The organism is Pseudomonas sp. JL2 (assembly GCF_031570495.1).
GTDB classification, from domain to species: domain Bacteria; phylum Pseudomonadota; class Gammaproteobacteria; order Pseudomonadales; family Pseudomonadaceae; genus Aquipseudomonas; species Aquipseudomonas rhizophila.
In genome coordinates, this window is record NZ_JAKUDH010000004.1 from 32,717 (window position 1) to 44,722 (window position 12,006).

The following is a 12,006-nucleotide window of genomic DNA, read 5'->3' on the forward strand; positions in this document are numbered from 1 at the left end:
TTCTGTAAGTGATTGAAATCAGGGCCTTTAGGCCCTTTTTTCGTTCCAGCGGGAACCACTGAAATCCAGCTCCATCCAGTGCTTTTAAGTCCCGATTTAAGTCCCGAATGAGGATCTTGGATTTGGATGTGCACTGAATCGGTTTTTTGCTGTAGCAGCTTGGATAGCGAGACGAGCATCTGGCCCTGACTCTGTTCAGGAGCTCGCGATGGCACTCTCAGATACCACCGTTCGGCAAGCCCGAATCACCGGCAATGACTACACGATAGGCGACACGGATGGGCTCGCGCTCAACGTGACCGCACGCGGCGGGAAAATCTGGCGTTTCAGATATTACTGGGCGGGTGTGCAGAAGCGCATGTCTCTCGGCAGTTATCCGCAAATCAGTCTCAAAGAAGCCCGTACTCGACGTGACGAGGCGCGCGCCTTGGTCGCCCAAGGCATCAATCCCTATGAGCACCGTAAACAACAGCGTCGTGCTGTTCGTTTTGCGGCAGAGCATACCTTCGAGGCCGTGTTCAATCAGTGGGTGGAGTTTCGCAAACTGAGCCTGAAGGAAGGCCGCCAGAGCACGCTCTCGCAAATCTTGAGAATCTTCAATAAAGACGTCCTGCCCACGCTGGGTGGGCGGTCCATCTACGATATCAATCGTCACGATCTGTTGGATTTGCTGAGCAGGATTGAGCAGCGCAAGGCCTTAACGACCGCCGAAAAATGCCGGACCTGGTTCAACCAGTTGTTCCGCTATGCGCTGGTGAAGATCGAGGGGCTGGAACACAACCCAGCTTCAGACCTTGATGTGGTCGCACTTCCCAAACCTCCCGTGACGCACAATCCATTTCTCCGAATGGATGAGCTTCCGGCATTGATGGCTGCTCTTCGAAACTACGGTGGCGCCAACCAAACTCGGCTTGGCCTTCGGTTGTTGTTGCTGACCGGTGTCCGCACGGGCGAATTGCGCTTGGCGACACCCGACCAGTTCGATCTGGAGAAGCGCTTGTGGGTCATACCGGCGGAAGTGGTGAAACAACTCCAGCTAGCGATGCGGAAGCCTGGTAAGCAGACTCAAAATGTACCACCTTATATAGTGCCGCTGTCAGTTCAGGCGCTGGAGATCGTGCGTCACTTGCTGGACCAGGTTGTCCCCGCACAGCGCTACTTGTTTGCGCATCGAAGCGACCTGAGCAAGCGTATCAGTGAGAACACGCTGAATGGCGCGTTACGTCGGATGGGGTACGCCGATCAACTTACCGGGCATGGGATGAGGGCGACGATCTCGACGGCGTTGAACGAGATCGGATACCCGAAGGTTTGGGTGGATGCTCAGCTTTCTCATGCCGATCCGGACAAGGTGAGTGCGGCCTACAATCACGCGGAATATGTCGAGCAGCGCCGGACCATGATGCAGGATTGGGCGAACCGTCTGGATCTGTGGGGGCAGGGCCAGCTGAAAGCGGCAAGCTCTCCGCTTACCATCCGTTTGGAAGGGGCCCCTTCGTTGCCGTCGCTTGAAAACGCGAGCGCGAATTCCATTCAGTTCAACGTCACCTCTCCAATGACAACCGTCTCGGCGTCCAAAGCGTCGATTAACAACGAGCCGGCTCTTGTCGCGTCGCACCAGTCGCCTGTCGTACCTCTTTCGGTGCCGACTGAAAAACCGCACCAATCTCACGTGTCTGACATCCAGCGCGAACGTGCCGAGATGCTAGCCACTTATGAAGCTTTGAATAATTTGCCGCTGCTTGTCTTCGCCAAACTGGCAGGCAAATCCAGAGATCAGATCAACCGCGATATCAAGGCTCGGCGCCTGCTGTCGCTGAGCCTGGGGAATCGCGGTCAGCGCATTCCCGATTGGCAGCTTGATCCATTGCGGCACAAGTTGGTACTTGCTGCATTAGAGCGGTTTCCGGATGTCGATGCGTGGCGGCTTTATCGGACGGTCTGTGAGCCTCATGAGCGATTTAAGGGTCGTTCGCCAATCGATGCGCTCACTCTGGAGAATTTCGACGTGACTGTGCGAATCGTTTGCAGTGCGCTGGGTTCAAGCTGAGGTGCTGTTTTCGTGCTGTGATAACGGATGTCGCTGCTTGCTTGGGTCCATCTAGCTCGGGCTGCCCTAAATGCGTGGACTTCACGCGTTGCCTGAGGTGCGGCGGAGATGGTCGGCAAGAGGCGTCTATTACGCAGGAATACATCCTTTTGGCATCTTGCTCCCGCCCTCTCTTGTCAGCTCTTCATCCCGAAGGAACTTGACGCACACGGGTTCAGGATCATGTTCGTCAAGATTTTCGATTCGTCCGCTCGGCATAAAAACGGCCTTTGCAATCAGCGCTTGTGAAGTGCTGTTGGAGGCATTGGTTGAAATAAACAGCTTGGGTGTTTTGCTCATGGCTTCGGCTGCAGACCGTAGACGTCACACCCAGACGCTGATGAGCCGGTGACACGATCATCAGCGCCACAAAAGCGTGGTTGAAGAAGTCGTGAGTGAGTACCATATAGCCTACGCAATGTCCGGCATCGATTGCTATCAGGCACTGCTGACGAAAGACGGCTTCATAGATAAAGACGTGACGAGTGCAGAGGGAAGTTGCGTAGGTATCCAGTTCGATCAATATGCGTGAACATCGTCGGGCATCGCCTGGCGGATAATCCAGCGGGTGCTTGAGGGAAGGTTATCGATGCGCAGCACTGGAGTTATCCTCCTGAAATTACCCGGTGGGAGATTGCGTCAGCAAATGTCGAAAAAACAGAGCCTATGATGAAGTGCAATCGATGATGGTCCAGCCCGTCTTGCGAATGAGGTCGAGTTCTCTATCTTTCAGGGCATCCTTTCGCAGGGCAAGACACAGTAAGTGAGACGGGCGCGTCATTGCAACGTAGTGCAGTTTGAGGCGCTCCATTAAAGCTGAGTTCTCGCCTGTGTTATCGGTGGAGATCTTGGGTTTTTTACCTGTTAGCCATGGAATTAGAGTTTTTAATTGGTGAGCCTTTTGAAAGCTTTCTAGCACCAGTGTTGCCGTGTGAGTTTCACCCTTTACACCGTGGATTGATCCTAGGCGTATGGTTACTTTCGGATCGATTCCAGGGTATAGAAACCTATTCTCCCTGCCTAACGGGCCGACTGCGATTGCATCTGTGAAGGCTTCTGAGTCTGTCCATTCAAAATAATTGTCGTGCTCTGCGATTTCGACACGTGCAATGGTTCCGGCGATGGCTTTTATGGCGGATGTGAATTCTGGCCATTCCGATTTCTTGGGTGCGGATTTGCAGGCGATCAGATATTCAAGAGCGTCTTGGTACTGATGACGGGCTGCATCATGTTCGGATAGCAACTCGAGAACATGTCTGTGCGGGGATTTTCTCGTCTGAGTGGCAAAGTCGCTCGTGCTCAGGTGGATCGCGTGAAGAATGCCCTCAGCAAATCTATTTACTACGGGGCTGGTGCTGCCAGCGGTGGATAGTTCCATTCTGGCGCAAGCGAGGTACATGCCAAGTGTGCTTGGCTTGGGCTGTTGTCCAGCCAATTGCGAAGTATAGTCGGGTGCGTAGTGACCCATGAATCGCGGAAGCTTATCGGTCTTATCTGATCGGTGAACGGCTGCTACGGCTGTGAAATCGCCATGCACCAGTGCTTCTGGAGTGAATGCGTCTATGAGGTACTGGGCATATGTGGGAAGTACTTGCAGAATGGATTGATCATCGAAAAGAAAAATGGCGTTTTGACAGCTTGGGTGATTAATTTTGCTCGTCGTCGGACCTCTGCCAATCAGTGGTTGCGGCCTTAATCCGAGTGGTGCTGCAATGGAGGCTATTGACTGACCAAATCGGAAACTGTTCGGCAGATCTATTTTGTTTGTGCCCGGAAATGGATGTGTTGTACCACCGGTATCAGTCGAGGTGCCACCGTAGATCGCCTGATTTGAGTCGCCATAACGTTGCCAGATGGAGGGCGCGTCTCCATCGCAAAAGAGTTTGTGGATGAACTCAGATTGGAGTCTGCTGTTATCTTGCACTTCGTCTACAAGCACGAGTGGAAATCGCTGTCGGATTGTAGTGATCACTTCGGGGTGTTTGTTAATCAACTCATAAGCCCAGACAAACATTTCGTCAAAGCAATAGAAGCCTGCTGCTGTGGACTCCCGGCAGGCTTTCTGGATTGATTTTGCTGTTGCTGTATGGGGTGGATGCCTATTCCCCGAAAAATCGGGTTTTGTATAGATTAATGGTGTGTATTCATATTGATTCTCAAGGTACGTCCTTGTGCCATACGGTAGCCGCCACCGACGATCCTTCTCGGCAAGCTCTGTATCGATGATCTTGACGTTCTTGCCGTTTGAGCGAAGCCAGGGAAGCGCCAAGAATTCGTTCACGAACGAATGAATCGTGCCTATAAAGTGTGGGTGCTGAAGGAGGCTATAAGATGTGCTATTGGTGCTGAGGCGTGCGCCAATTTCTGCACGAGCAGCATTAGTGTGGGAGATTACGCAAATTCCCTGCCCTTTTTGCTGCCAACGATCGGCAAGGATTCCAAGCTTCGCGACGAGCAGAGTGGTCTTCCCGCTGCCTGGGCAAGCTTCGACATCAAGTGTATCTAAGGAGCGGATGACTTCCAGGCGGGGATCATCTCCGTCGGGTCCGGAAAATGCGTCAGATGGCAGGCCCATACTAAGACATGCCCGCTCAACGTCAGCCTGGGAGATCGTGCCTATACGTTCTATTCCATATGCCACTTTCGGTCATCCATTTCGATAATGTATAAGTGCTACGCTATAAGGTTTTGTGGGCAGGCTAAGCTAACGCCGCCGCGTTTACATCTGCACTTGGTGACGGTGGCGCGCTACTTTCCGATTGAGGTACCGTTGGCAGGGGTTCGGTAACATGAGCGATTGCTTGTTTAACATATTCAGGCAGAGACACGATTAACACTTCTGCAGTCAAAGAACCTTCAGAGATTGAGTCTTCAAGTATTTCACACAAATATTGTGCGGCGATTGCTTTTGATACACTTGAGCCGGTGAATGGTCCGTAGATATTGGAGCAGTGGGCATCCTTTGGTAGATCAAGTGCTTTCAGTGCGTTGTATCCTAAGTTTGCAGTCTTGATTACGTCCGCTTTTGTGGTGGATGCATCGTTTAGCTTGTCATCATTCTTCGCGAGTTGTCCTGCAAGATATAATTGTTGTGCAAGCCCCGAGAATGCCAGGTCATACTCAAGCGTCCACTCATCTGCCACAAACGTTCGGACCCATTGCTCGTTCGCCTTGTCGCGTATGGTGAGTTTTTTCGCTTCAAGCTCGACAGCTGTAAAGTCAGACTTTACCCGCCAGCGGCGGGTTGAAGTAGTCAGGGGAGGTGTGGGCGCGCCTTTTTCTACTTTTCCGATGATCTGCGGGGCGCAATCTGGCATGACATCAAGGTCTGTAATGCACGAAACAGGAATTCGAAGTTCTCCCGTCAATTCGGGTTCTTTGCGCATAAAAATGCGCCCATAACGCCCGAGCCCCACGCCCCCGACATTTACAACCGAGACGCCGTAATGTTCAAAGTCTCTACCAATAAGTTTGGCGATTACAGGCAGTAGGATGTTCTCGGCATCGCCTTCTACAATAACTACGCCGCGTGCGAAAAATAGATTTGCTTTTGTGACGTCAAGAAAGCGTTGGAGAAAACGGTAGTCCGATGAAGTGAGCTTCGTATGGCCTTCCGTCAGAGGGTAGGCGCGCCCCTCTCGGATGAGCACGAGGTTGTTGAGTTTGACGTCTGCGCCAAGATTTGGGCTGTGCGTTGTGACGATGATTTGTATCTGTTGGTCGTCGATTCTTTTCTTTTCAGTCTGTGCTTGTAGGAATGAAATTAGCCGTAATTGGCGCTGTGGATGAAGATGCGCCTCAGGTTCCTCAATAAGAAGCAGGGGGAAGCCGTCTGCTTCGGTTCCCATCAACAGTAACTCACAGGCCATAAAGAGAATGTTGTTTGAGCCAAGGCCGCGTAGATAGGACTCTTCCTGATCATTGCTGAGGTTGACCTCTAGCTTTTCCAGAAGCTGTCTAAGCCGAACGCTGTCATCACTGTGCCCGCTGATCTGTACTCTGGCGATCAGGTCATCGTCTTTGAATGAGAGAGGCTGCAAATAGTCCTGGTTTAGTTTTTCGCGTGTTGTTTTCACCCCATGTGCATTCGCGATTAAGTGGCTGGAATAGTCACCGATACCAAGTACGCTGAGATCTTCGGGAACCGGAGTGGGGTTGGTGTTTGCATCAAATTTGTCACCGTGATCCTTTATGTCCTTGGTGTGCTGAAGTATCTGGGAGAGGCGTGAGCCGCGACCTGCAGCCATTGCGCGCTCGGCATCGCGTAATGGCCTCAGGTAGGTGGCTTGCAGCATAAAACGCGCCCCTGAGTCCATTAGTGGGCCGTCGCTGTCCCTGCCAGTCCGCCACTCGATCGGTATGTACCTTCGCGTCGAGGTGCCCAACTCGCTGCGCCGTGCAATCCAAGTGATGATCAGTGACGTATGGGGGCCATCTTCATAAGTGAGGTACTCGGCAAAGGCGCTGCGGTCACTTTTCGTCAGCCCAGAAAACGTCAGTTGTATTTTTATTTCACGTGAATGGCCTTTGACTGCGCAGTTGTGGAAGTCGGTGAACTCGAGGCGTAATGACTCTTGATCCCGGGTGCCCAGCACGAATCTGAGTGCATCGATAAATGCTGTTTTTCCTGCATCGTTCTCACCCACAAGTGCTGTTAGCCCGGGGTTTAGAGAAAGCTCGAATTTTTTGTCGCCGGACCCAAAAAGACGAAAATTCTCAATATTAACTTTGGCTATATACAACGCTGGCGCTCCTTGCAGGTGATATTCTTAGTCTTCGAAAGGCATCTTGCCACTATGCCATTAGCGGTTTTTTTTACCAGCCCTACTTTCGTCAAACAATGACTCAGGGAGGCCCTACGCCCGCCGATGATGCCCTTACGGCCGACTGCCCCAAAACCCCACCCTAGTGGCAGCTGCGGCATCAACAGCAGATGCCAGTAGATGTCGCCCTTCGCACCCTTGTTGAACAGCTCGACCAGTGGCGAGGTCGACCCGCGTCAGTACGATGGCTGAGGCCACCGCCCGGTCGGGTATCGCGTCCAAGCACATATAACACCACATGTCCGGGGTGCTTGGTCTTTTCGATATTCATGGTCGGATGCGTGTCGTTGGGGTCGATAATGACCTCTAGCGGCAGGCTGCGGCGCTGAGGTTGCTGGAGGTCAGCATCGACAGAAGATTGCCTGGGACGCGGTCAACGTGGCGCAGGCAGTTACCTCTCGCCGCCCAACACCATCGCGGTGGAGGAACCACCAACTATCCGCCCCCGCTGCGGGCAATGGCGTGTTTCACCTCTAATCGCGCGGCGGTGGTGGTGCCCCCTCCCGACGGTGTGACAGTGCGCCGGGCCGTCACGATTGCATCAGTACCGGTGGGCCGCAGGCCGCCTGAGCGGATCAGGTTTCGGGCGGAGGGCTCGCCCATCAGCAGGTCGATGGACACGGCGCCCCACTAACTGGAAGGGACGCCGATGACCATGCGCTCTGCCAGCAGATCCGCGAGTATGTGAGAGCTGGATGCCAAGCAAGGTTGCAGTTTCGATGAAACCAGCAAGTGCATGACGGCCAGCCTGCTGGTTCTGGCCAAGGACAACGTGCTGGATCGGATCCATATTTGCGTCGGATTACGTTATAAAGACATCCAGTTTGATTCACACTTAGCAGCCCTTAACTCGGGAATATGGAAGGAATCTATGCCTATAAGTGACTATTGGAAGGGCCCAGCGCATCGGCAGCGGGCGGATGATCTGGCAAGGCAGCTTGCAGCCTTACAGGTGCGTTATGCGGAACTGGAGGCGCTCTCCAAGGCGCTCGGCGCCATGGAAGTTGTGGAAGTCCGAGGGTTGATCGAACAAGAGAAAGCGAAGCTTTCAGCTGTGCGCCAGGAGGCTCACAGTGCTGAGCGGGACGTGGCGGCGCTCGCGCAACGTTCCTCTGAATTGAAGGGTGAGATTCTTGTCTGGGAAGAAGTGCTGCTTCTGGAAAGCTTTGCGCTGTATCAGCCCAAGTTCAAGCTGACCACCAGCCATGAATACAAATCCCGCCTCGACAGTGTTCGAGAGCGCCAGAAGGCGATGATCAAGAGCGCAGAGGCTGCGACCGGGAATATGGGTTGGACGGTTAACAACAGTGAGGCGCAAGGGCGCAAGCTGGTCAACGATATGATCAAGCTGGTGATTCGCTCGTTCAATAACGAAGCCGACAGCTGCGTAGACAACGTAAAGTTCGACAACGTCGAATTGGGCGAGAAACGAATTCTCAAATCATTCGAAGCCTGCAACCGCCTCGGCAAGGTGATGAGCGTGGAAATATCACGCCGATACATGAACCTCAAACTTGATGAACTGCACCTAGCCCACGAGTTTCAGATCAAGAAGCAGGAGGAGAAGGAAGAGGCAAAGCGCGCCCGAGAAGAGCTGCGGGAACAACAGAAGCTTGAGCAGGAAATTCGCGCAGCGCGGGAAAAAATCGCCAAGGAGCGCAAACACTTCACAGCGGCAATGCGTGACCTTCAAGCGCGCTTGGACAAAACCGAGTCCGAAGAAGAGCGGGCTACCCTCTTGGCGAAACTGGCAGAGGTTGAAGCGGGCCGGGCCGAGCTGGAAAGCGAAGAAAAGCTGATTGACTATCGCGAACAGAATGCCAAAGCCGGCTATGTGTACGTGATCTCCAACGTCGGTGCGTTTGGGGAAGGGGTCTTCAAGATTGGCATGACACGCCGCCTGGAACCCATGGACCGCGTCGATGAGTTGGGAGACGCATCGGTGCCGTTTTGGTTTGACGTCCATGCGATGGTCTTCTCAAACAATGCCCCGGCATTGGAGGCGAAATTGCATGAACGCTTTGCGGCCGGTCGCCTGAACAAGGTCAACGGTCGCAAGGAGTTCTTCCGTGCGGACATTGCTGAGATCGAGTCGGTTATTCGAGAAAACTACGATGCTGCTGTCGAGGTTAGCCACGAGGCGCCGGCTGAGCAGTATCGCGAAAGCCTTCGAATGGCGTTGCCCAACCCCGAAATCCAGCAAGCAGAGCGGGCCGTAGCTCAAAGCTAAAATTACCGTCGGACGCCCTTGATTGGCCGCTTCTGTCTGAGCAAAGGGCATTCCGACGGGAACATTGAGCGATCCATCAAACACCGCTTCCGGCTAAAAGTTGCTGCTCGCAGGGCTGCTTCCGAGTCACTGGGAAAAAAGTGCAATCTTGAACTCAAGAGAGGTTGCTAAACTTCGGACTTTCTTTCATCGCTGTAAGGAGCAAGCATGTCTTTTGATGACTTTATGACGGATAACATCATCGTTCGAAAACAGAACGGTGACCTGCTCGAAGGGTTAAAAGCTAGCGTACAGAGCGACAAAATTTTCCTAGAGCGTTCGGATGTACTCATTGAGCCCAGGGATTTGATCGAGCGGCGTATGTCCAATGGCGCCGTTGAAACTTTCGAAGTAATTGACCCTGGCTTTTTCGAAGCCTTTCAGGGGTTTCAGGCGCACTATCAGATGTCGGTGCGTAAATTAGGTCTTCCGGAGGCCAAGCAACGTGTTGAAAGTATTACTTACAACATAAGCGGTCATAACGCCCGTATCAATAATCACTCGGTCGACCAATCGACGAACACAGTGAATATGGGCGCTGACCTGGGGGAGTACATCGAAGGTTTACGTCAAGTCATACAGAGTCTGACTGACGCCCAGCAAAAGCAGGATGCGCTGGAAATTGTTAATGCAGTTGAGGTTCAGCTTGCCTCGCCGAAACCCAGTAAGGCTGTCGTATCCTCCTTGTTGAAAGCGTTGCCCAACCTAGCAAGCATCGCCACGCTGGCTTCTGCAATTATCTCCGTACTCTGACAGGGATCGAAAATACTGAGATGAGGCTGGGTCATTCAGTGAATGTCATGGTGAGCCAGCCAACGTTCCTCGTACAGGCGCTAGTTCGAGCGGTTTTCTGCGTATCGCGAGAGGCAGAAAACGGCCAAAGTCAATGGGATACGTCCACGGAACTAGGGGCGATTCATTGAGTATCATCACGCGATCATATTAGAAGCGGAGTCTTTGTCGTACAAAGAGCTCCATGTCGCTCTGACTCGTGGAGTCAAGACGATCATTATCGTTACGACTGCAACCGCCATTCCAGGGTGACGGAACACTAGGGAACGATTTTCTTTGTACCATTACCTTATCTCTAGCATGAGGTAGGGGTTGTCCGGGGGGAGTGATTTTAAGATTAGTTCGGGATCTTCGAGTAGATAACCTTTGAGTTTTGCCCTCTTGCGGGGGCCTTGGATCTGGCAAGTCCATATGTTTAGACCATTATCACGCTTTTTGTGAACCTTCAATTTTTCAAACTGCTTCTGCACCCAGCGCCATTCCTCACCTGCGGAATCGGCCCCCAGTGAGATGCCCGGAAACTCCTGAACGTAGCGCTGAAAAAGGCCAGGCGTGACCAGGAACACAGTACCGCCCACCGTATGGATTTTGGCCCTGCTGTCATTGATGATCAGCTTGTGACTCAGAATGCCTTCCTTGACCCAACTCAGGAACGCCAGGCCTGGGTTATCCGATTGAAGCGTTGAAGTATCGTCAGCATTTTCTGACAGTGCATCGTTGGCCTCAGGCTCGTCCAACTCGAACATGTCCAGCAGCGTGCCGAGGTAATCGGCATCCTCTGCTGTCAAGGTATCCGGCTGCGGTTGGCTTTGACCTGATCCTGCACTGACTGTCTCGGGCGCTGGTGTCGGTGCCGGGATGTCAGTTGAGTGCTCATGGGCTGTAAAGCTCACCGTTCCGCTGAAAACCTCGGGCCGGTTTTCGTTCCTCCAAATCAACGCCGGTTGAAGGCGCAGAAAAGTGAAACTTTGCTGCCAGTTGCCTTGCGCGACAAGCGCAGTCCAGATGGCTTTGCCTTCCGGCGTGGACTCAACCAATCCATGTGACTGCAGCTCGTCAAACACCGCGAGATTGGACGAGGGAATGCCTTCAATCGATTGCGACAGCAGATAGGCCCGCAGCTTGTCCGTGACCGTCTTGCTGACCAGCCAGAGCGCGTCCGGGGTCAGCCATCCCGCGGCCCCCGGCTGGTTAAGTTTGAGCTCGTGCTGAACCAGATGACGCAGTCCGCTGATCAAGTGATGTTGCAGCGAATGAATCGGTGCTTGCAGTGCCTTGCTCGGGTTACCACCGATGTTCTGCGCGGTGGAAACACGGTCTGCCTGCATTACCAGCTCACCGAGCACGCCGGCACGTTCATACTGACCTGCTAGGACATACAGTAGGTTGGCCCAGAGCGATGGAAATCCACTGAGCCAGTCGAGGATTGAGCGGTCGAGAATCTGGGTGTAGAGCAAGCCCGCGGCTGCGCCGTGCAGGTGGTAGTCACGATCCTTGAAGTAGCGAAAACGGTAAGGCTGATCCAGGGGGCCCTGCCAGGGATGCCAGACACGGCCATCCTGGCGTTCGACCAGCAGGTCCACGGCGATCTTGCCGATGTCATGCAGCAATGCACCATAGGCGATGCCAGCGGACCAAGCGTCGGTCTGGGCTGCTTGGTCTTCGGGTGCGGCGCCGGTGGGAAGCAGATACGACTGACGCAATTTCAAACTGCAAGCAACCAGCTCGAGGCCATGGTCGAGCATGCCGCCAAGATAAGCATGGTGGTGCGTCTCGCTGGCTGGAAGCTGCTGGACCAGCTCGGCGTATCGATGGATCGGATTTAAATAGAGCTGGCTGAATTGCGGATGGGAGAGGGCGGTGTACTGCCAAATGCGATCAAGCAACTGGCGGCGATGCTCGGCTGCTAACAAGCTCTGGGACGATTCGATGGGCAGGTACCCATCGGCGACGTTTACGGTTGGTGGCGGAGGAGGCTTTTGCCTTTTGTGCCGAAACAGACTGAGCATCATCGTCCTCCCGGGAACTGGCAG

General features: G+C 53.5%; 7 protein-coding genes. 3 read left to right on the forward strand and 4 right to left on the reverse strand.

What is annotated here, in order from left to right; genetic code table 11:
- Positions 1–208 precede the first annotated feature (208 nt).
- On the forward strand, positions 209–2,050 hold the full coding sequence (locus MKS85_RS07450; RefSeq protein ID WP_047882230.1) for an integrase arm-type DNA-binding domain-containing protein: 1,842 nt from the start codon (positions 209–211) through the stop codon (positions 2,048–2,050).
- Between the two features lie 129 nt (positions 2,051–2,179).
- Here the strand turns inward: MKS85_RS07450 and MKS85_RS28925 are convergent, their stop codons facing one another.
- The 3 genes from MKS85_RS28925 to MKS85_RS07465 all read right to left on the reverse strand — a co-directional run bounded on the left by MKS85_RS28925 (position 2,180) and on the right by MKS85_RS07465 (position 6,831).
- On the reverse strand, positions 2,180–2,389 hold the full coding sequence (locus MKS85_RS28925; RefSeq protein ID WP_371263997.1) for a hypothetical protein: 210 nt from the start codon (positions 2,387–2,389) through the stop codon (positions 2,180–2,182).
- Between the two features lie 364 nt (positions 2,390–2,753).
- Positions 2,754–4,664 carry a UvrD-helicase domain-containing protein gene (locus MKS85_RS07460; RefSeq protein WP_144419303.1) on the reverse strand — a complete coding sequence of 637 codons (1,911 nt, stop codon included), beginning with the start codon at positions 4,662–4,664 and terminating at the stop codon, positions 2,754–2,756.
- Positions 4,665–4,788: 124 nt separating this feature from the next.
- Positions 4,789–6,831, reverse strand: a complete 2,043-nt coding sequence (locus MKS85_RS07465; RefSeq protein ID WP_047882228.1) for an ATP-dependent endonuclease — start codon at positions 6,829–6,831, stop codon at positions 4,789–4,791.
- Positions 6,832–7,648: 817 nt separating this feature from the next.
- Between MKS85_RS07465 and MKS85_RS07470 the strand changes: the two genes are divergently transcribed.
- Positions 7,649–9,142 carry a DUF4041 domain-containing protein gene (locus tag MKS85_RS07470; RefSeq protein WP_223194373.1) on the forward strand — a complete coding sequence of 498 codons (1,494 nt, stop codon included), beginning with the start codon at positions 7,649–7,651 and terminating at the stop codon, positions 9,140–9,142.
- Positions 9,143–9,349: 207 nt separating this feature from the next.
- Positions 9,350–9,934 carry a hypothetical protein gene (locus tag MKS85_RS07475; protein WP_047882227.1) on the forward strand — a complete coding sequence of 195 codons (585 nt, stop codon included), beginning with the start codon at positions 9,350–9,352 and terminating at the stop codon, positions 9,932–9,934.
- A gap of 323 nt (positions 9,935–10,257) precedes the next feature.
- On the opposite strand, the gene mobH is transcribed toward MKS85_RS07475, so the two are convergent.
- A complete protein-coding gene (gene mobH, locus MKS85_RS07480) occupies positions 10,258–11,982 on the reverse strand; it encodes a MobH family relaxase (protein ID WP_047882226.1) in 1,725 nt (574 codons plus the stop codon).
- Positions 11,983–12,006: the final 24 nt, after the last annotated feature.